The organism is Legionella sp. JM-2024 (assembly GCF_055389095.1).
Window position 1 is genome coordinate 2,807,914 of record NZ_AP039388.1, and the last position, 19,416, is coordinate 2,827,329.

Here is a 19,416-nt window from a genome sequence, read left to right on the forward strand (position 1 = left end):
TATTTGCAGATTAGAACTCTATTGAGGTACTTCGAACTCGATTCCTTTGCCATGATTTATGATTATTATTAAAGCATGGCATATATTTTCAAGGATAGTATTTTAATAACTGTCTCAATCAGCCTGAATAGTTAATAACCACTGATTTAGATCTTTAATAACTGTTTCTATCTTTTCTGGCAAACCAAGCACCTGAACTCGATCAACACCTAAAACACGTAAATGCCCTGACCAAAGCAGCTGCATTCGTTCTAGTTCATCAGACTGAAACTGAACTGGAAAAGAAAATACTGTTCCCCGATTTTGGAATGTTTGGGTGATATTATCCTTTAACCGAATTTTATCAATTAGCTTACTCTCGTTGCGACATAACAATAGCAGATCATGATAATCTTTCATGCGACTATTAGCTGCACCCCGAGAAATGAGGGTTTCTAGTTTTTCGGCAAAAATGGTTTCAACGGGATATACTTCCAACGAAATAGGATCTTCAAACAATGGCTTTTCTTTGTAATTAAAAGGTGGCCACTCTAGTAATACTGGATCAACAACATCACCCACACCTATGTCTACAAAAAATTTATCGTTCATCACTCCAAATTGAACAGCGATCCCTATTTGAAACCCAGGGTAATTCATATGTTGGTGATCTAAATCGTCAAGATTGATGAACTGCATCTGAAACCCATCATCCAGATTTAGTAAACAGATTTCTTGCATGATTATTTCTACATTGGATTTTTCTGCATTTAGCCGTCTAGCTAATAAATCAATATCAATGGTTTCTCTGCCAATAGTCAGATAATAGGATAATAGCAACCCGCCTTTGAATATGAATTTATCAGAATATTCAGAACGAGAAAGTCTAGCTAAAAATCGCTCTAAAACTAATAGCTTCCAGATTTCATTAGAATTCTTACCTTTTGCTTTGCCAATATGTTTTAATCGTGCTTTTAAGGCTTGTTCATTCATGTTGTCACCGTCAAAATATAAGGCTCAAGATTAAGTCCAAATTGTCTCGCATACTGTTGAAGCTTTTTAATATCCAGTTTTTGGGACGCTCTACCACTCGCTGCTGCTTTAAGCGCTTTAATGGCAATTTCTTTACTGAGATAGCGGAAAGCGTCTATTATCGTTCTTTCTCTGTCAAAAATGACGACTGTTTCCCGCCCTACTGTGTACATGATTTTACCCGTTTCCATATCACGCATTCTAACAATACGAGTATGATCTCGTTTTGGTGCCGTAGTAGAATGAGGAACGGCTATCCAATGCTCTCGTGGCATTTCATCCGTCAACTCATACAGAGCCAAAGCGGAGACTAGACAGACCACACCTTGTGGGATACTTTTGGCAATGATAATCAGATCTTCCCATTGAAAATCCGCGTCAATAGAGGATTCTACACCTCGATAAACACCGTGACCAATGCGTTCAATCCTATTAGTTTTTACATAATAGCTGAGCCGGCTGGGATGGATACCTGCTTCACGTGCCTCTGCGGCGTAAAAGACTGGTCTTGCAAACAGATCTTTCAATGTCATTTCATTATTTAGTTTCATACTTATAATTTTAATATCAAAACCCAATAACGTCAAATGGGTTTCAATATTAAAATAGCTTCGTAAAAACCCATTGTGGGGAATTTGCGTATTTGAGTACGACTCTGTTATACTTCGTACGACAATTGTAGTGGTTTCCTGCGATTAAAATTATAATAAAATCAATTAGTTATTTTGGCATTGACGGGCTCATAATCCGTTGGTCCTAGGTTCAAGTCCTAGTGGGCCCACCAATAAAATCAAGTAGTTACGAAATCACCCCTTGGCGCATTTTAACTCCAAGTGCGACAATCATTTTTAAACTGCTGTATAAACAGTTCTTTGGGTGTTTTATAGCCGATACATTTCCTAGGACACCGGTTCATTTTATCAGCTATTAAATCAAGTTCTTTTTGTGTTATTAATTCAATTTTAGCATTTTTAGGTAAATAGCGTCTTAATCGACCATTCATATTCTCATTACTTCCTTTCTGCCATGGTGAACGTGTCTCGCAATAATAGACATCACAGTTCATGTTTTTTTCGATGTATTGATGGTCTGCGAACTCACACCCTTGATCAAAGGTAATGGTTTTAACCATTTTTTTAGGGAGGTTTTCAAATTTAGTTTGTATCTTTTCCATGACACCTCTGGAATGCTTGCTCTCATTTTTTAGCAAGAAAACCATTCTTGTTTTACGTTCAACTAGTGTGGTAACAACTTTGCTTTTATTGCCTTTGAACTCAATGGTATCACCCTCCCAATGGCCAAATCGTGTTCTTGTATTAACTTCTTCTGGTCTTTGAGTAATAAGATAGGGGTTACCATAGCGACAAAGTCGATGCTTTCTTCCAAAATGTTTACGCCTTCCAGGCTTCTTGTAAGTTAAATAATGATAAAGTGATTTATTATTGGATTGATAGATGTGTCGATATATTGTTTCCGGACAAACATAAAAACTCAGTGCTTGATGTTTCATGCGTCCAGAAATTTGCTCTGGACTCCAGCCTTTTTCTAATGATCTAATAACATAGTCTCGTAAAACACCATTACTTTTCAATTTAGTGGTACGTCCATTTCTGGCTCTTTCTAATGCTTTATGTTGCGCAATAATTGGCAGATACAACCCTGAATCATGATTTCTACTAATTTCTCTATATATAGTTGAACGATGCCTGGACAACTTAAGGGCTATCGCTGATACAGGTAATCCCATATCAATAAAAGTATATAAACGACGTCGATCAGTCACTGATAATTGAGTATACTGTCCCATGTGGCAGTCTCCTTTGCTGTTTTCAAGTTTCCCAAAAACATGATATCAGCTTTTGTGACTGTCGCACTTCTAATTAGAATTGGCCCTTGAAAAACAAAGCCCCGCGGGGCACTGATGGGGCACTTAGAAATAACAAATCACAACAATCAACAATAAGTTAGTGAGCTAGAATCAACTAAGTTTGTTCTCACTGTTCTTGATAATTTCACCGGTCAACAAATTTAAAGCTATAGATAACTCTTTTGATAAGCTCAGCGCAGACTCTTTAATATCAAAGTCAATCACCCCACCCCCGTGACCGACAAATTTGCTTCGTTTTCTTTGCAATTTTCTCATGGCGTCTAGAATAGTTTTTGTATGGCCTGAACCCCACTTATTTAAAAGCATCTCTAAACAAGTAAGAGACTTAGCACCTTTATCAGCCTGAGCTAAATCACAAATAGTTTTTTCTTGTAATCCATCAATCATTAAAACACATAGGTTTAAAAGAAAGTCTTTGTAATCTCTGCTTATATCTGTGATTACTGGGTGAGTTTGATTAAACAAAGCATCAATATTTCCTCCTTTTGGCTTCCAAATAATATACTCGTTTTCATTGGCAACATAAGGAGGAAAGTTAAGTAGCTGCTTTTTGATTTCTTTAAGAGGACATTCTGCCTCATCAAACTCCGCTAAAAAGTCTGTATTATATGCAACTTCTGAAATTCCAGCCTTTGGATCTTCATTATATTTTTTCCAGTGGAGTTGCTCTTTGTGAGGCAATTGACCCAAGTAATAAATATAGGTATGTACTTGCCCTTCCTCATTTATTGAGTATGTTTTAAGGCTCCAAGCACCATAGCATTTGATATTCCTCTCATTAACTTCATATCTCTCAGGATTGCTTTTATACTCAGATAAAACTTCCGGTTTAAAAAATACAGGACTCATTTCAAATGGTTTTCCAGTGTCCTCAAAATAGTTATCAAGTGCATTAGGATCGCTTGAACACTCGACAACTTGCTTGTGTTTAAAATCATAAATAGTGAAGCTCTCATATTTTTTTTGCTCCCCCATCTCAATTTGTTCAATAGTATGTATTGGTAGAATAGTTTCCGCACCTTTGCACCATCCTTGTTCATCTTCAAGGTATATTCTTCGTTTTATATGATGTGTTTCAGAGCTTTCGATTTTCCAACTTTGTTCTTCCCCTAATTTCTTCAGTTCAAAAAACCTCACCAAAAAATTGTTCGAGTAACCAAGGTAATAATCCAATGCCCTTCTCTCTAGAAGTATCATCTTAATATCTGAATCTAATACCGTTACCACCTTTACTTCTGTATCACCTTCTTCATTTGTTAAGGAATAAGTACCATCTTTATCATTTAGGAATATTCCACTAATATGGACAAAATTTTGCAGTAACTCATAGTGCTCGCATAACTTTCCGTTTTTATATTGTGTTCGATAAAAATGCAAAGGCCACATTAGACTATCGCCCAGACCTGACTCATGAGTGATTTCCAATGAGCACCGAAGTTTTTCTCCAGTATTATGACCAACGCAAGAAGCTGAAGATTGTTTAATAGGAAAACTTAGATTTAAAATTTCTTCATCGTCATATGAATTATAGTAATCCATTTCAACAGCGAATGAGTTAAGAAATATTTTCTCAGTGTATAGATAAATCATAACCCAATCTTCAGAAGTTAAATCTAGCAACTGGGTCATATTATTATTTGCAATTGCTTCCTTTATCCTTTTCAATAGCATTTGATATTGCATAGAAATATTCCTTTTTCATACTCCTTATATTATAGCAACCAGCTGGGATGTCATCCTGATAGAATGTAATACTTGCTAAAGACAATTGTGCCACCCTCCATCTAAAAATACATTTTTCAGCAAATTTTTTATTTCAGTGCCCCTAAAGTGCCCCATTCCCCTGAATCTAAATTTTTATATCTATATATTTCAACTCGTTGATATATGTTTTCAACGGATTACTTAACTGATGTTGCTATCATTTGGGACTTATTATAGTAGCTACTTGTGTGTAATGATGTTTATTTATGGCCACTATAGAAGAAAGAATCGATAAAGAGGGCAAACCAAGCTACCGCGTTAAAGTAAGACTTAAAGGATTTCCCACTCAGCAAGCTACCTTCAGAAGAAAAACTGATGCCCGCAATTGGGCAGCACAAACTGAAGCGGCTATTCGCGAAGGCCGTCATTTTAAAACTACAGAGGCCAAACGTAGAACTCTTGGAGAAATGATCGACCGCTACATCAAAGATGTCCTACCGCTTAAACCCAAAAACAATAAAAATACTATTCTGCATCTTAGATGGTGGAAAGATGAACTTGGACAATATTGTTTAGCCGACATATCACCTGCTTTAATTGCGGAACGAAGAGATAAACTATCTTCGGGTATAACAACAAGAAACAAACTCCGCTCTCCTTCTACTGTAGTTCGATATATGGCAGCTCTTTCCCATGCTTTCACCATTGCTGTTAAAGAATGGGGCTGGATTGATGATTCTCCTTTACGCCGAGTTATAAAGCCTATGAAATTCTGAACTTTACTGCGGAATGTGGGGCCGATGTTTTGAAAATAAGTAGGAAGCTTTTTTTCTCTTGGCTATTGCTTTTTTGAAAAAATTTACTCAACACAATGTACCTCCTTGAAGAAAATTGGCTGATATTCATTAAAATTCATGGTGTTAATTGGTATTGACAACACAAAAAAACCACCTTAAATTATTCATTGTGTCTATTTTAAATATATTTTGTAAAAATTAAATAGACAAAGGGGGATATGATTACAAAAACCTTACAGAATTACCTGAGTTTATCATTCAATATAAACATGCACGAATTATTATGGGGGTATGATTAAAGATTAAGTCATAAGTTGACAGACTCAACTGTAATACGGGTTAAACATTCAAGGAACGCTTATGAAAGAAAAACAGGAATACCCCTTACCAGAAGAAATAATTTCAAAAATTCTATTCAGTGATGATTTCATGGAATATGACCTCGAGTTAATGTCAGATCATAAGGAGATTAAAGGAAATATACTTTATATTAAATTTGATCAAAAATCTCAAGATGATCCAAATGTTTCCTTTGCTTACACTGTTAAGAGCCCTGATGGAGTTCTATATGAAGATAATATTTCTATATACGATATATTAGATAAAATCCCTTTTGACGAAAAGAAAAACTTCAATTGTCAATTCCCTTTAACAATAAAACAACTAAAGATGGTAAAAGAATACATCCTAGAAATCACTTCAAGAAGAGGTCATACCTACTCCATAGCTAAAGATATTCTCACTATAATGAGTTTATCTCGGCGCTGGCTTGATATTTCCAGAAAGAATACCACTTGGGAACCACTATTTATTAAACGTTTTGCGTATAGTCCAACTTCCTATGTATGGGATAGTCCAGTGAATTCTTTTTCCTTTTTCAGCGGTTACCAAAAGCAATTGTTGCTTACTCAAGTGATGGCTCAAGAAAAGGGAACTCAATACTCAAGATGTGAAGCAAAGGAACTGGTCAAAGCAGTCCAAACAAAGAATATCCCATTAATTTATGCATTACTGCATACTAGTCAGTCTCATGAAATAGAGATGACCCATTTTGCACCCTCAGCAGAAGATCTTATAAAATATATGACTTGTTTTATATCACAATGGATTGATTTACCTTTGTCGTTATTGATGAAGTTAATGGAGTACTCTTTTGATACTCATGGTATTGATTCAGATACCGGTCTTTTCCCACACGAAATCATTGTTTATTTTGCAGATGCTGAGTTATTACGAAAATTCTTTAAAAAATTACTCACACCAGATGGGAATGATCAAAAAAAGTATATCAGTGCTGCATTTCTTTCCAGCTTAATCGAACCAAGATCATTTTGGCATACTCTAGGTGTGAATTTTTCAGTTGCGCGTTTTCAAGAGTGTTTAAACATTTTCGAAGAAATTCTTGGCAAAAAAAAGCTATGTGAATTCATAATGAATTGGCTCACTATGCATCGTGATGATGATAATGTATTTCATAATAGCCTATTTCAAATGATAAAACATAATAAAGTAGACTATTTCGCAATGGTTCTCACCTTTTTCGATAATAAAGAATTAATTCAGGGTACTCAACAGCACAAATTGCTTCTACTTTTATTGGTAAGGTTTGGTAGTAGTCAGTTTTTAACCCATTTCTTTAAATTTTGGGGCGATGAAACATCCAATTTTATTAAGACAAAAGTGTTGGAATGTGAAGATGAACAGCAGAAGAAATATAAAATAAGTATATTACGATTTATGTTGATAAACCCTGATTCTTCAGTTTTAGCCCTAATTAGAGAAACATTAGGAGAGGATTTTCGTGAATGGTTGCATGAAGTGGGTCATGAGATGTTCTTCGGACATGGGCTGAGGGGAGGAAGTTTACGCAAAGGTCTTCAGTTGTTGAAAGAATACAATCTCTTATATATAGCTCGAGAACATTATATGGAATCCGGTTATCTTATCAAGGAATACCGATGTGACCATCCAAATGAAAACCTATATGAGCAGTTATTTGCTGAGTTTGATATTATAAAAAGCTCAAATAATTTTTGTAGTATTTTATGAAACAGCAATAGGTTTCTCTGGTAAATACTCCAATGACTTTTTGTATCAACTCAATTTTTTTGTAAGCCAGAGTACTAAATCACCATCCAGGGGATAACTGTCTCCTGGGGTGGTACCTACCACGGTGCATGGTTGATATCTTGGAGTTAGTCAAACGTTTTCATTATGATCCCCTTATCAATGGTTCTAACTCAATTAAACAAGTATTTCCTGCTATTTTAAATCGTTCAGATTTCCTTCAAGAAAAATATATCCAACCAATTTATGGATCCGTAAATGGAATTCAAAGCCATAACTTTATAAATCAATGCTGGATAGTTAAAGAAAATCATCGAATAAAAGATCCCTATCATTTGTTGCCACCAATTAATAAAGACATCACTGATGAAAATGCTCAACTTCTATTTGATAGTGAAGACTTAAAAGAAGGTGGTGCCGCAACAATAGCTTATGCAAAGTTACAGTTCACCAATATGAGCAATTCTGAACGAGACGAACTTAGAAACGCATTATTGAGATACTGTGAATTAGATACCTTAGCCATGGTAATGATCATTGAGGCATGGCAGCATATGCTGCAATTATCTGAAATTCATCAGCAAAAATAATATTTTATTTTATCAAAGAATATGGCATTTGAATCAAATCTCTAATCACAGCAATAACTTCAGTTAATGGTTTCTGCTCTAGTTCATTTTTTCTCAAAAAGGCTATCCACATTGACACCCTACTTGGGTCGTTAGCAAACTCATCGGTCAGACCAATAGGCAAAGCTTCAGGAAGAGACATACCTCGACGAGTAAATGTAGCCTGTATAGCTTTAGCCAAGACTTTACTATCTATCTGTTCATTACTTAATAATACATAAAGATCTAAGTAGTCTTTTAATCGACTATTCGCCATGCCCAATAATGCAATAGCATGCAATTTTTCTGCGATTACCGTATAAATTGGATAAGTACGGATCTTAGGAGCAGGAAGATCATTAAGGAGAACGGGATAATGGGCATCTATTGGACCAGGTGTAACTGCATCACCATAACCAATATCAATTTGTATTTTAATCTTTGCTTTAGCTAATTCCCCAAATAATTCAACTCTTGCTCCAGTATACCCTCCATCTTTTTTTATAGTGTCTACCGTCACTGATTCAGATAAAAAGTTTATTCCATCATCTGCAGAGATGCTGCAGATTTTACTAAACGTTTGTTTAATATACGCTAGATCATTATCACCAAACCCCAATAAATCAATATCTTTAGTGGGTCGATGGGGCATGTCATACCATAGGTTAAAAAGTAAAGCACCCTTCAACAAGAACTGATTAGAATATTCTGATTCTCCAATCCGATATAACAAACGTTCTAGTCCGTAACGAGTCAATATCGCGTTAAAATCAGAACCTTCTTTTATAGCTATATTCTTCAAACGTGAGCGCACAGACTCACCAATATTTTTTGTCATTGAATTGCCTCAATATAAGGACGCATTACGTTTGCAACACGACAAATTTTCGCATAATGCCATAGTTCATCAACTGTTACTTTATTTTTAGAATAAGCTTCTTTGAGTGCTTCAATAGCCACGTCAAGGCCAATTTTATTGCGGTGTTTGAAACAATCTGCAATAGTCTTGGCAAGGTTATACACCCTTAGCTTAATATTATCTGATTCTATAATTTCAATTCCTTCACTAAAGGCTTCATCTGAATATTGCACCATTTTTAGCGGCGGATAATCCATTTTTGGCACATGACTTCCCTTTGGCATAGCGATCCATACCTTTCGAGGTAGCTGCGTTGTTAGATCATGGAGCTGCAAGGCAGTTAGCAGACAAAACACGGCTTGAGGTACTCGGCTTGCTATAATAATCAGGCTTTCCTTTTCAGAAAACTCAGTCTCGGGCAGGCAATATAGTCCAGGAGCAAGTTTTTCAAGTTTGTTTTCGTTAACAAGTCTTGAAACGGTCGCTCTAGTTATCCCCTGTTTGGTTAGATCGGACATTTTGATTACACCCGTTTTTCTAGCCATTTGGAGTACTATTTGTTTATAGCTATCCTTTGTCTTCATATTTAAATTATGATACATAATTTCGTTACTTACAAATAAATAACGAATATTTGTATCAAAATTACTTTACATTTTATCTTGTTACCATTACGTCACAAATAGTCACTTTTATGAAAACCGAAAGGATTTTCTAGTAAATGCCAATTAAGTAACTAAAATATCCTTGCGTGAGATTTGCGTGTTTGAGTACGACACTGTTATACTCTGTACGACATTTGTAGTGGTATCCCGTTGCAAATTATTACTTTAAAATCAACGAGTTAATTTTAAGGCTGGGGGGCGCATTTTAACTCCAAGTGCGACAATCATTTTTAAACTGCTGTATAAACAGTTCTTTGGGTGTTTTATAGCCGATACATTTCCTAGGACACCGGTTCATTTTATCAGCTATTAAATCAAGTTCTTTTTGTGTTATTAATTCAATTTTAGCATTTTTAGGTAAATAGCGTCTTAATCGACCATTCATATTCTCATTACTTCCTTTCTGCCATGGTGAACGTGTCTCGCAATAATAGACATCACAGTTCATGTTTTTTTCGATGTATTGATGGTCTGCGAACTCACACCCTTGATCAAAGGTAATGGTTTTAACCATTTTTTTAGGGAGGTTTTCAAATTTAGTTTGTATCTTTTCCATGACACCTCTGGAATGCTTGCTCTCATTTTTTAGCAAGAAAACCATTCTTGTTTTACGTTCAACTAGTGTGGTAACAACTTTGCTTTTATTGCCTTTGAACTCAATGGTATCACCCTCCCAATGGCCAAATCGTGTTCTTGTATTAACTTCTTCTGGTCTTTGAGTAATAAGATAGGGGTTACCATAGCGACAAAGTCGATGCTTTCTTCCAAAATGTTTACGCCTTCCAGGCTTCTTGTAAGTTAAATAATGATAAAGTGATTTATTATTGGATTGATAGATGTGTCGATATATTGTTTCCGGACAAACATAAAAACTCAGTGCTTGATGTTTCATGCGTCCAGAAATTTGCTCTGGACCCCAGCCTTTTTCTAATGATCTAATAACATAGTCTCGTAAAACACCATTACTTTTCAATTTAGTGGTACGTCCATTTCTGGCTCTTTCTAATGCTTTATGTTGCGCAATAATTGGCAGATACAACCCTGAATCATGATTTCTACTAATTTCTCTATATATAGTTGAACGATGCCTGGACAACTTAAGGGCTATCGCTGATACAGGTAATCCCATATCAATAAAAGTATATAAACGACGTCGATCAGTCACTGATAATTGAGTATACTGTCCCATGTGGCAGTCTCCTTTGCTGTTTTCAAGTTTCCCAAAAACATGATATCAGCTTTTGTGACTGTCGCACTTCTAATTAGAATTGGCCGAAAATAGAAAAAAGTGGGGTCTTTGTGGGGCACAAACGACACAAAGTCATAGACTCACCACCTTTGAACATTGTGCAGTTATCTTTTCTTTCCTATTTTTTGGATTGCGCAGTAAAGTGAGCACCACCCCACTTTGCTGTTTTTCGCAAACCTTACTCGCAGTGATATATAGATTCTGCAATTCAGCTGACGAATAATGTGTGGTGATTCGACCGGAACGATGTCCGAGCAAATCTTGCCTGTCTTCAAAACTTACCCCAACACGTACCGCGGCTTGTCCGCGGTATCCAGAGATCTCATGGATGCCGGCGGACAAGCCGCGGCACGTAGATGTTTTATAGTATTTTATTAAATGAATTGTCAACAGACCCTAATAAACCGGTGGATATTTGAGAGCTCCCAATCGGAGGGGTTAGGATAAACCACGGCACGTCAGCATTTGAGACTGTGAATGTCAACATATCCTAATATTTTTATTTCTCAAAAATCGGGTTTGATTTTTTCGCCTTCTTCTAAGTCAGTATTTTTTTTCTCAGTTATTTCTGTTGGTTTAACCTTGCTTGGTTCACTAGGTTGTGGATTTTTGTTTGCAAAAAAGTAGTTAGTATTAATAGATGGCGGACTTTCTTCTTTAGCGGTATTCAATTTGCCTAATGCAGGAATAAGTTCGTGAATGGCTTTTAGGGATTCCGGGTTGTAGGCTGCATTATCCAACACTGTATTACCATTTTTATTTTTAACCTGAACTGCTTTCAATCTAACTTGCTCAGGAATAAGCCCAAGGATAGCCTTAAGGGATTCCGGATTGTATGCTGCTTGATGCAACACTGTATCACCTAATTTATTTTTAACCTTAACCGCATCTAATCTATCTTTTTCATCAGGAATAAGCCCAAGGATAGCCTTAAGGGATTCCGGATTGTATGCTGCTTGATGCAACACTGTATCACCTAATTTATTTTTAACCTTAACCGCATCTAATCTATCTTTTTCATCAGGAATAAGCCCAAGGATAGCCTTAAGGGATTCCGGATTGTATGCTGCTTGATGCAACACCGTATCACCAGCTTCATCTTGAACCTTAACAGCATCCACTCTATCTCGTTCATGAATAAGCTCAAGAATGGTTTTAAGGTATTTCGGGTTGCTAGCTGCATTATGCAACACCGTATCACCATAATTATCTTTAACCTTAACTGCTTCCAATCTAACTTGCTCAGGAATAAGCCCAAAAATGGCCTTAAGGCATTCCGGGATGTATGCTGCTTTATGCAATACCGTATTACCATCATTATTTTTCACCTTAACCACATTCAATCTATCTTTTGCAGGAATAAGCCCAAGAATGGCCTTAAGGGATTCCGGGTTGTATGCTGCATTATGCAACACCGTATCACCATATTTATCCTTAATCCTTGCAGCATCCAATATATCTTTTGCAGGAATAAGTTCAAGAATGGTTTTAAGAGATTCCAAATTGTCTGCTGCTTTATGCAATACTGGTTCACTATATTTATCTGTAACCTTCACTGCATCCAATATATTTTTTGCAGGAATAAGCTTAAGAATGGTTTTAAGAGATTCTGGGTTGCTGGCTGCATAATGCAACACCGTATTACCAGAACTATTTTCCACTTTAACAGCGTCCAACCTATCTTGTTCAGGATAGAGTTTAAGAATGATTTTAAGGGATTCGGGGTTATCAGCTGCTTTATGCAACACTGTATCACCTAATTGATCTATAACCTTAACCGCAGCCAATCTATCTTGTTCAGGAATAAGCCCAAAAATGGCTTTAAGGAATTCCGGATTGTTTGCTGCTTTATGCAATACTGTATTACCATATTTATCTTTCTCCTTAAGCCTATCCAATCTTTCCTTTTCAGGTATGGATTCGAGTGCTTTTGTCACATACAAGGCATTATTGGTAAGCACTGCCCAATGCAAAACATTGCCATTGGGGTTAAGGGTCTTATAGTAACTGATGACTGCAGCGGCCAGTGCATTGACTTGCTCTGCCGTCAGCCATTTTTGTTTGATTAACTCGGCTATATCGTCTAACGCCTTATCGGGTTCCGTGAGATTGATATTGTTTAATAATTCCCCATATAAGTCAGGCGGGAAATTCATAATCAGGCCGATAAGCTCAGACGAGTTTTTGGGCGCAATGTCTTGAATAGCTTCTTTAATGAGCCCTTCAGGCAGTTTGCGGTAGCCGGTATCGTCTTGCAGGGGAGAAACCTGTTTGTGTTTTTTTTCTAATTGCCTCACGCTTTCTTTAGTCATGTGGGCGGGTTGGTTAAATAGGGGTGTGTTTTGGTTGGCTTCTACGACAGAGCGTAAATGCAAGGCTGCTGTTTCAACACACTCACCTTTTGTTAGCTCTTTCTCAATGATGCTGTCTAAAGTGCCATGGTTGCCTTGGGCTTTCCTTAAAAGGTCTTGCGTTTCGGAAGGCAGGCTTTCCATAAAAGAATAAAACTGTTTAATTGCTTCTTCAGCAGATTCGCTTGCATAGGTACTCCCTGTCATCCTTTCCCCGCCTAAGGTCAATTCCTTGATTAACAGTTCCAGGGCTTCCTTAGGCGTCGTACCTTGATTCTGAAAAAGGGCGATGCCATCTTTTAAGGTTCTCAGTTCTTGGTTATGTTCATACAATGCATCGCCAAGCTCGGGATAGCCTTTCTTTAAGTAGTCATATAATTTGGCCTGGCTGCGTAATGGGAAATTTTCTATAGGCCGAACATCAAAAATCATTTCCCCGCTTATGACATAATTAGACAAATCATGCAGAAGCGGCTCTTTTTTTAATTTCGATGTATTTTCCTTTAAATCCAAAATCGGCTCTATGCCTTTGAATGCTGCTTTAAATGAACCTGATAATGCGATGTCTTCTGAAATCGATGCTTGAAATTGTTTTTTCACACGCGGTGCTATGATAGCCAGCATGGCGGACAGGCTTTGGGGTTTAAAAACAAGACTGGCTATTTCCCAATAAAGGTAATTGGTTTCAGTAGACGATAGTTGGTTAAAGCCAATGGCATCGACTGTACCATCTTCCCGTTGGGCACATCGTTCTTTAAATTTGGCTTCGAATGTGTCCGGGTTTTCAAGAAGCTTAGATAAGTAAGCTATCTCTTGCCCTAACTCCAATTGCAGCACACGCTGCTTCACACTAGCATAATCATGGGGTTCTGAAGACTTGGTATGTGCTAATTGCCTCTTTTCTTCTAATAATTTTTTAATGGCATCGGTATTGGGAAAAGACATTTTGAATTCCTGTCGAATGGAATAATAAAAAATAACTCATATTGCAATTATGGTAAAAAATTAACTAATAGCAAGTATGTATTATGATCTAATAGTTTATGTTTAATGCATGCTAACTAAAAAACTGATATACAAATTGCCAGAAAAGTGCGATCTTTCAAGGGATTGATGATGCATTTTTTCGGAAGACAGGCTACAGCACTTTTCTAGGATAATCCGCTTGCTAACGCGCGCGGCTCTGATAGCAGAAAATCCGAGCCGCGCGCGTTAACAAGCGGATAATTAATGCGACAAAATTAGCGTGTCAATGTACTACATCAAACTACTAAAAAAAATCCCGGCATACAGCCGGGACTCAGGTAGCAAGTAGGCTGGGCTGAAAAGCCCAGCATCGGATATTGAATAGCACTCAAAAACCAGTTATAACAACAATCCTAAATGGATTGATATACAGGCCAACCTTATGCGTTACCGTCGAGTACTGATACCCAATGCTACTTATTTTTTTACAATAAACCTTCTAAATAGAAAAAGTAGCTTGCTCATTCAACATATCGATGCATTAAGATTTTCTTTTCGTAAGGTCCAACAGAGACATCTTTTCCACATAAACGCGATTGTCATCTTGCCCGACCATTGCCACTTGATGTTGACTTTACCTCAAGGTGATATGAATTACTCTACTCGCATCAGCTTGATAAAATCTAATTTCTCCAGGCAAATTGAACCTATCGAAACAAGAGCTCGTTCCAGGGAAAAAAAGCGCGAGCGGGGTATCTGGCAACGACGATTCTGGGAACATATCATCCTTGACGATAAAGATTATGAACACCACGTCAATTATATTCATTTTAACCCAGTTAAGCATGGCTATGTCATTAACCCTTCTGATTGGAAATTCTCAAGCATCCACCGTTTTATTAAGCAAGGTATTTTAAGTGAAAATTGGGCTTGTATTGATACTTTTACTCAACTCAGGTTTGGTGAATGAAACGCTGGGCTTTTCAGCCCAGCCTACACTTGCTAACATGAGCTCTATAATTCAACTATCCAGAAAATGAACCATTTATTTAAATTGGTTTATACGATTGTGCAACCTGTACATTCTTCTTTTTTTGCAGCAATTCCTCTCATACCGTTTTGATGACTATCTACAATGTCGATGTCAGGAGTCAGTGGGAAGTCTAAGTCGAATAGTACCTCTACTGGCTTATTATTTTCTTCAAAAAAATTCTTCATGACCTTTTTTGCAACAACTCCTCTCGTACCGGTTGTTTGACTATCTACAATGTCAATGTCAGGAGTCAGTGGGAAGTCTAAGTCGAATAGTACCTCTACTGGCTTATTATTTTCTTCAAAAAAATTCTTCATGACCTTTTTTGCAACAACTCCTCTCGTACCGGTTGTTTGACTATCTACAATGTCAATGTCAGGAGTCAGTGGGAAGTCTAAGTCGAATAGTACCTCTACTGGCTTATTATTTTCTTCTGGCTTATTATTTTTTTTAAAAAATTCCCACATGACCTTCTCTTTGAAACTGGCGTATATTAAATTAAATGCTTTTATCATTAATAAATATTTGGATCAAGTGTAGGCTGGGCTGAAAAGCCTAATGGCACTTACTTAAGCTGCTTCATTATCGTCCATTCTTTTTTTTCGTTGTTTTAGTAATTTTTCTTGCTCGACTTTCCTGGTATTTTTAAGTGCTGGGAAAGATCTGGCTCTGAACATCAATGGGGTCAGGCCCTGAGCTATCCCGTCAAATTTTTTAAAAAAAAGGCATATAAAACAAAGGGGTTAAATTATAAGGAATAGACATGCATGCCAGTTCGTGATCTAATTCGATTCGCGAAAAAAGACTAGATAAAGGAACAGCCATGCATGCAGTAAGATTATTACAAATGAATATAGAAAAGTCATGCCCCAATATTCATAAAAAGCGTTCTAATTGCTTATTTGAAGTGGTCTATTCATTAATAGACTGCGGAAAGTTATGGATTAGTGCATTAGGTCGAGGTCTGAAAAATCAAACCACAGCAAAACATAATATAAAGAAAGTAGATTCCTTAATTGGTAACAAAAAACTACATGAAGAACGTGAGTGTATCTATAAATATATAGCAGCGACTTGGATAGGCACTAAAACCCGACCCATAGTGATTGTTGATTGGTCCCCGGTTTCAGCGGATTGTAAGCATTATTTTCTAAGGGCATCGGTTACAGGAGTAGGTCGCTTGATGACTATCTATGAAGAAGTTCATGCTCAGAAGCATTATGCAAATCACAACATTCATAGTGAATTTTTAAGTAAATTAAGTTCTATTCTTCCAGCGAACTGTCGTCCTATTGTTGTTACAGATGCAGGTTTTAGAAATACGTGGTTTACGCTTATCACTCAATTAGGATGGGATTTTATTGGACGAGTAAGGTTTCAGACCTTAATAAAAATTGGTGATGACGACTGGGTCCATGTAAAGAGCTTATATCCAAAGGCGACAAAAACACCCAAATATCTAAGTGGAGCTACCATTGCCAGAAGGAATCCATTAGATGCCTCTCTTTATATTTATAAAGAACCTAGCAAAGGCCGTATAAAAAAGACGATTCAAGGAGAAAAATGCCAATCAAGCAACAGTAAGCAATATGCTAAAGGAGCTAATGAGCCATGGGCCATTATCACATCTCTTTCAGAAGGCATAAATACGTCTAAAAAGATAATCAAAATATATAAATTACGCATGCAAATTGAAGGCTCTTTTAAAGATATAAAAAATAAACGCTATGGATTTCGTCTTCCTGAATCGGGTACAAAAAGTATCAAACGGTTAGAAAATTTAATCCTCATTACGCTTATTGCTACAGTAGTTGCATGGTTAGCAGGCCAGATCGCGATAACAAATAAATGGCATTATCAAATTCAGGCTAATACGGTTCGTAATATTCCAGTATTAAGTATTATGTTCATTGGCCTTCATATTTTAAGAAATTTAATTTCTTATAAAACGAACAAAAAACAACTGATTCAAGCTTTTTCTTATATCAGTAATTATGTCTTAGATTGGGAAAATTATGATTGCACAAATATTTGACGGGATCGTTCAGGGCCTGACCCCATGGGTGCTTATACGCCTAATATTGTGAGCCTGTCGAATAATAGGCATACTAATTATAAGGCTCCTTAAATCGTATTAAGTAAGGTTTTGTAATAATGACTAAAAAAGAACATTGGTTATTTCTAATTTTTGACGTGACCTTTTTCATAGGATATTTATTTCGCCTTCTTGTATTTGGCTGGGGAATGATTATTTTTGGTATCCCGGAATATATTTTTAGAAGTAGTTATTATTTGTTAGGAACATTTATTCTCGTTAAGAATATGAGAACAAATCAACTATGGCAAATATACACGCTCCAGTTTTTTTATCTTTTAACATCATTTTTCTCCTATGATGGAGGCGATAAAAGCACTTATACTTTTGCAAATTTATGGCAAAACCCACCCGAATATATTTATAAGTTATGGCTTTGTTTTGTTGTAATCACCCTATCACTGTTAATTATTTTTTTAAATTGGAACGCAAAACTTGAAAAATCAGATAATGATGTAAAAGTTAGCTGGTTTTTTAAAATTGTGAACGGTTGTTTTTTTATACCGTTTTTTGCAATCTTCATATTTTTAATAATTGCTCGTTTTTTTAATTTGTAACTTATATGATAATCCTCCACTTTTAACTGCCCACATAAGTTCAAGGATGTTTTATCTTTTATTTTTCAAGAATGAAAACAATAAAGTAGTTTTAGAATATTAAGCACACAATGATCTTTAAATCACATATCAAATTCCAGCTAGCGTAGCCCGGATGCAGGCGCAGCCGTAATCCGGGATATTGGGCTTCGAACATCCCGGATTTCGTTTCACTTCATCCGGGCTACGCTTGCTAGGAGGATGGACAGTTACAGCGATGTCAGAAAATAGTGCTGCTATTAAATTTTGGCGACAAATAATTAACGAAGTCTCAAATAGTCAATTTACAGAGGTATTTAAAACACCCGCAGAACTTGCAACAGAAGAAAAACCCAATCCCTATGCAATGATTGTTTTTAATTTTAAGACAACTCCGTCCAAGTAGTTTAGTTTTCCTATATAATTAATTAACTTTACAATGAGGTAATTGTTCATTCTGTTTTTGATATAATAAAATTTCTTAATGAAGCCTAATACCCAAAATAATGCGGAACAAATGAGTGAAAAAAGCATATTATTAGAAAATGATTCAGTTCTTCAATTAATTGCTGATGAATTAATTTCTCAATATCATTGCCATACGATTATTCTATATGGTTCACGTGCTCGTGGAGATTTCACTTCAACGAGTGATTATGATGTAGCAGGGATTGTTAAAACAGGAGAAAAACAGCGTATCGCACGTTTTGATAAAAAACACCGAGTTTATCATGATATTTTTATCTATCCAGAAAATGCTTTTAAGATAATTTCAGAGGAACATTTATGCATGGCAGATGGGGTCATTGTTATTGAAGAGGCTCATTTTGGTACTCAGTTATTAAAAAAGCTTAACGCAGTCCTAACACTCCCTGAATCCATTCCTCCTGATGAAATTACAGTACGTAAAGTATGGTATCAAAAAATGTTAGCCAGAGCATCCATCAGAGATTTGGAAGGAAAATATCGTCATATCTGGTCACTCTATACACTTTTGGAGGATTATTTTGTTTTTAGAGAATTACGCTATCAGGGACCTAAAAAAGCATTCCAATATTTAAAAATGCACGATCAAAACACATTCAGATTATTTGATGAAGCTCTGACCTATACTGATAATTTAGATGCCTTAAATAAATTGATTACTAGAGTTATCACATTATGATAGGACTGAATATTGAAATAATGGCGGCTAATTTAGAGCAATCCTCTATTATTGCTCAGCTTTACGAATTATATACCTATGAAATGACCGATCTAGCCGATTTTGCTCACCGATAAATAAAGAGTCTGACATTTGGGATGTCGCGGAATTTTTCGTGATGCGAAAAATTCGTAAAAAAGGAATTGGGCAAGTAATCGCTCATCACTTATGGAAGCAACAAAAAGGAACTTGGCAAGTAAGAGTTTGGGATAATAATAAAATTGCCCATGCATTTTGGGATAAGAGCATTCAAAAGTTTGTAAACGCACCAATTATTCCAACTAAAATAACTTACGAAGGTCATGAGGGGCTACTGGTGTATCAATTTACATCTCGAGGATAAG

Annotated in this window: 18 protein-coding genes; 9 read left to right on the forward strand and 9 right to left on the reverse strand. The window is 36.3% G+C overall.

Annotated elements, in window-relative coordinates; genetic code table 11:
• Positions 1 to 114 precede the first annotated feature (114 nt).
• The 4 genes from ACZ5EK_RS12270 to ACZ5EK_RS12285 all read right to left on the reverse strand — a co-directional run bounded on the left by ACZ5EK_RS12270 (position 115) and on the right by ACZ5EK_RS12285 (position 4,582).
• On the reverse strand, positions 115 to 972 hold the full coding sequence (locus tag ACZ5EK_RS12270; protein WP_464429908.1) for a nucleotidyl transferase AbiEii/AbiGii toxin family protein: 858 nt from the start codon (positions 970 to 972) through the stop codon (positions 115 to 117).
• Positions 969 to 1,562: a type IV toxin-antitoxin system AbiEi family antitoxin domain-containing protein gene (locus tag ACZ5EK_RS12275; RefSeq protein ID WP_464429909.1), complete on the reverse strand. Its 594-nt coding sequence runs from the start codon at positions 1,560 to 1,562 to the stop codon at positions 969 to 971. Before ACZ5EK_RS12275 ends, ACZ5EK_RS12270 begins: the two co-directional genes overlap by 4 nt.
• Before the next feature lie 272 nt (positions 1,563 to 1,834).
• On the reverse strand, positions 1,835 to 2,818 hold the full coding sequence (locus ACZ5EK_RS12280) for an IS30 family transposase (RefSeq protein ID WP_464429910.1): 984 nt from the start codon (positions 2,816 to 2,818) through the stop codon (positions 1,835 to 1,837).
• 171 nt (positions 2,819 to 2,989) lie between these two features.
• Complete coding sequence (locus ACZ5EK_RS12285) at positions 2,990 to 4,582, reverse strand: hypothetical protein (protein WP_464429911.1); 1,593 nt, start codon at positions 4,580 to 4,582, stop codon at positions 2,990 to 2,992.
• Positions 4,583 to 4,869: 287 nt separating this feature from the next.
• Here ACZ5EK_RS12285 and ACZ5EK_RS12290 point away from each other — a divergent pair, with 287 nt between their 5' ends.
• The 3 genes from ACZ5EK_RS12290 (at position 4,870) to ACZ5EK_RS12300 (ending at position 8,057) form a co-directional block, all read left to right on the forward strand.
• Positions 4,870 to 5,379, forward strand: a complete 510-nt coding sequence (locus tag ACZ5EK_RS12290) for a hypothetical protein (protein ID WP_464429912.1) — start codon at positions 4,870 to 4,872, stop codon at positions 5,377 to 5,379.
• A gap of 381 nt (positions 5,380 to 5,760) precedes the next feature.
• Positions 5,761 to 7,449 carry a hypothetical protein gene (locus tag ACZ5EK_RS12295; RefSeq protein WP_464429913.1) on the forward strand — a complete coding sequence of 563 codons (1,689 nt, stop codon included), beginning with the start codon at positions 5,761 to 5,763 and terminating at the stop codon, positions 7,447 to 7,449.
• A gap of 128 nt (positions 7,450 to 7,577) precedes the next feature.
• On the forward strand, positions 7,578 to 8,057 hold the full coding sequence (locus ACZ5EK_RS12300) for a hypothetical protein (protein ID WP_464429914.1): 480 nt from the start codon (positions 7,578 to 7,580) through the stop codon (positions 8,055 to 8,057).
• A 4-nt stretch (positions 8,058 to 8,061) separates the two neighbouring features.
• On the opposite strand, the gene ACZ5EK_RS12305 is transcribed toward ACZ5EK_RS12300, so the two are convergent.
• From ACZ5EK_RS12305 to ACZ5EK_RS12320, 4 genes are all read right to left on the reverse strand, one after another.
• On the reverse strand, positions 8,062 to 8,913 hold the full coding sequence (locus ACZ5EK_RS12305) for a nucleotidyl transferase AbiEii/AbiGii toxin family protein (protein WP_464429915.1): 852 nt from the start codon (positions 8,911 to 8,913) through the stop codon (positions 8,062 to 8,064).
• A complete protein-coding gene (locus ACZ5EK_RS12310) occupies positions 8,910 to 9,536 on the reverse strand; it encodes a type IV toxin-antitoxin system AbiEi family antitoxin domain-containing protein (RefSeq protein WP_464429917.1) in 627 nt (208 codons plus the stop codon). The genes ACZ5EK_RS12305 and ACZ5EK_RS12310 overlap by 4 nt, the downstream gene beginning before the upstream one ends.
• A 268-nt stretch (positions 9,537 to 9,804) precedes the next feature.
• Positions 9,805 to 10,788: an IS30 family transposase gene (locus tag ACZ5EK_RS12315; RefSeq protein WP_464429919.1), complete on the reverse strand. Its 984-nt coding sequence runs from the start codon at positions 10,786 to 10,788 to the stop codon at positions 9,805 to 9,807.
• A 566-nt stretch (positions 10,789 to 11,354) separates the two neighbouring features.
• On the reverse strand, positions 11,355 to 14,144 hold the full coding sequence (locus ACZ5EK_RS12320; RefSeq protein ID WP_464429921.1) for a hypothetical protein: 2,790 nt from the start codon (positions 14,142 to 14,144) through the stop codon (positions 11,355 to 11,357).
• 463 nt (positions 14,145 to 14,607) lie between these two features.
• Here ACZ5EK_RS12320 and ACZ5EK_RS12325 point away from each other — a divergent pair, with 463 nt between their 5' ends.
• Positions 14,608 to 15,135, forward strand: a complete 528-nt coding sequence (locus ACZ5EK_RS12325) for an REP-associated tyrosine transposase (protein WP_464429923.1) — start codon at positions 14,608 to 14,610, stop codon at positions 15,133 to 15,135.
• 89 nt (positions 15,136 to 15,224) lie between these two features.
• On the opposite strand, the gene ACZ5EK_RS12330 is transcribed toward ACZ5EK_RS12325, so the two are convergent.
• On the reverse strand, positions 15,225 to 15,713 hold the full coding sequence (locus ACZ5EK_RS12330; protein ID WP_464429924.1) for a hypothetical protein: 489 nt from the start codon (positions 15,711 to 15,713) through the stop codon (positions 15,225 to 15,227).
• Between the two features lie 308 nt (positions 15,714 to 16,021).
• On the opposite strand from ACZ5EK_RS12330, the gene ACZ5EK_RS12335 reads away from it, so the two are divergent.
• From ACZ5EK_RS12335 to ACZ5EK_RS12355, 5 genes are all read left to right on the forward strand, one after another.
• Positions 16,022 to 17,233, forward strand: a complete 1,212-nt coding sequence (locus tag ACZ5EK_RS12335; protein WP_464429925.1) for an IS4 family transposase — start codon at positions 16,022 to 16,024, stop codon at positions 17,231 to 17,233.
• 119 nt (positions 17,234 to 17,352) lie between these two features.
• Positions 17,353 to 17,850 (forward strand): hypothetical protein, encoded by a 498-nt coding sequence (locus ACZ5EK_RS12340; RefSeq protein ID WP_464429926.1) that lies wholly within the window; start codon positions 17,353 to 17,355, stop codon positions 17,848 to 17,850.
• A 256-nt stretch (positions 17,851 to 18,106) separates the two neighbouring features.
• Positions 18,107 to 18,274 carry a hypothetical protein gene (locus tag ACZ5EK_RS12345; RefSeq protein ID WP_464429927.1) on the forward strand — a complete coding sequence of 56 codons (168 nt, stop codon included), beginning with the start codon at positions 18,107 to 18,109 and terminating at the stop codon, positions 18,272 to 18,274.
• 78 nt (positions 18,275 to 18,352) lie between these two features.
• Positions 18,353 to 19,033 (forward strand): nucleotidyltransferase domain-containing protein, encoded by a 681-nt coding sequence (locus tag ACZ5EK_RS12350; protein WP_464429928.1) that lies wholly within the window; start codon positions 18,353 to 18,355, stop codon positions 19,031 to 19,033.
• A 154-nt stretch (positions 19,034 to 19,187) separates the two neighbouring features.
• Complete coding sequence (locus ACZ5EK_RS12355; RefSeq protein WP_464429929.1) at positions 19,188 to 19,415, forward strand: hypothetical protein; 228 nt, start codon at positions 19,188 to 19,190, stop codon at positions 19,413 to 19,415.
• Position 19,416 lies beyond the last annotated feature (1 nt).

What these genes read in the sequence shown, in the direction of transcription:
- ACZ5EK_RS12285 (WP_464429911.1), bottom strand. Translation starts at nt 4,582, where the DNA reads ATGCAATATCAAATGCTATTGAAAAGGATAAAGGAAGCAATTGCAAAT.
- ACZ5EK_RS12300 (WP_464429914.1), top strand. Translation starts at nt 7,578, where the DNA reads ATGGTTGATATCTTGGAGTTAGTCAAACGTTTTCATTATGATCCCCTT.
- ACZ5EK_RS12340 (WP_464429926.1), top strand. Translation starts at nt 17,353, where the DNA reads ATGACTAAAAAAGAACATTGGTTATTTCTAATTTTTGACGTGACCTTT.
- ACZ5EK_RS12315 (WP_464429919.1), bottom strand. Translation starts at nt 10,788, where the DNA reads ATGGGACAGTATACTCAATTATCAGTGACTGATCGACGTCGTTTATAT.
- ACZ5EK_RS12325 (WP_464429923.1), top strand. Translation starts at nt 14,608, where the DNA reads ATGCGTTACCGTCGAGTACTGATACCCAATGCTACTTATTTTTTTACA.
- ACZ5EK_RS12290 (WP_464429912.1), top strand. Translation starts at nt 4,870, where the DNA reads ATGGCCACTATAGAAGAAAGAATCGATAAAGAGGGCAAACCAAGCTAC.
- ACZ5EK_RS12335 (WP_464429925.1), top strand. Translation starts at nt 16,022, where the DNA reads ATGCATGCAGTAAGATTATTACAAATGAATATAGAAAAGTCATGCCCC.
- ACZ5EK_RS12270 (WP_464429908.1), bottom strand. Translation starts at nt 972, where the DNA reads ATGAATGAACAAGCCTTAAAAGCACGATTAAAACATATTGGCAAAGCA.
- ACZ5EK_RS12310 (WP_464429917.1), bottom strand. Translation starts at nt 9,536, where the DNA reads ATGTATCATAATTTAAATATGAAGACAAAGGATAGCTATAAACAAATA.
- ACZ5EK_RS12305 (WP_464429915.1), bottom strand. Translation starts at nt 8,913, where the DNA reads ATGACAAAAAATATTGGTGAGTCTGTGCGCTCACGTTTGAAGAATATA.
- ACZ5EK_RS12295 (WP_464429913.1), top strand. Translation starts at nt 5,761, where the DNA reads ATGAAAGAAAAACAGGAATACCCCTTACCAGAAGAAATAATTTCAAAA.
- ACZ5EK_RS12345 (WP_464429927.1), top strand. Translation starts at nt 18,107, where the DNA reads ATGTCAGAAAATAGTGCTGCTATTAAATTTTGGCGACAAATAATTAAC.
- ACZ5EK_RS12320 (WP_464429921.1), bottom strand. Translation starts at nt 14,144, where the DNA reads ATGTCTTTTCCCAATACCGATGCCATTAAAAAATTATTAGAAGAAAAG.
- ACZ5EK_RS12330 (WP_464429924.1), bottom strand. Translation starts at nt 15,713, where the DNA reads ATGATAAAAGCATTTAATTTAATATACGCCAGTTTCAAAGAGAAGGTC.
- ACZ5EK_RS12275 (WP_464429909.1), bottom strand. Translation starts at nt 1,562, where the DNA reads ATGAAACTAAATAATGAAATGACATTGAAAGATCTGTTTGCAAGACCA.
- ACZ5EK_RS12350 (WP_464429928.1), top strand. Translation starts at nt 18,353, where the DNA reads ATGAAGCCTAATACCCAAAATAATGCGGAACAAATGAGTGAAAAAAGC.
- ACZ5EK_RS12280 (WP_464429910.1), bottom strand. Translation starts at nt 2,818, where the DNA reads ATGGGACAGTATACTCAATTATCAGTGACTGATCGACGTCGTTTATAT.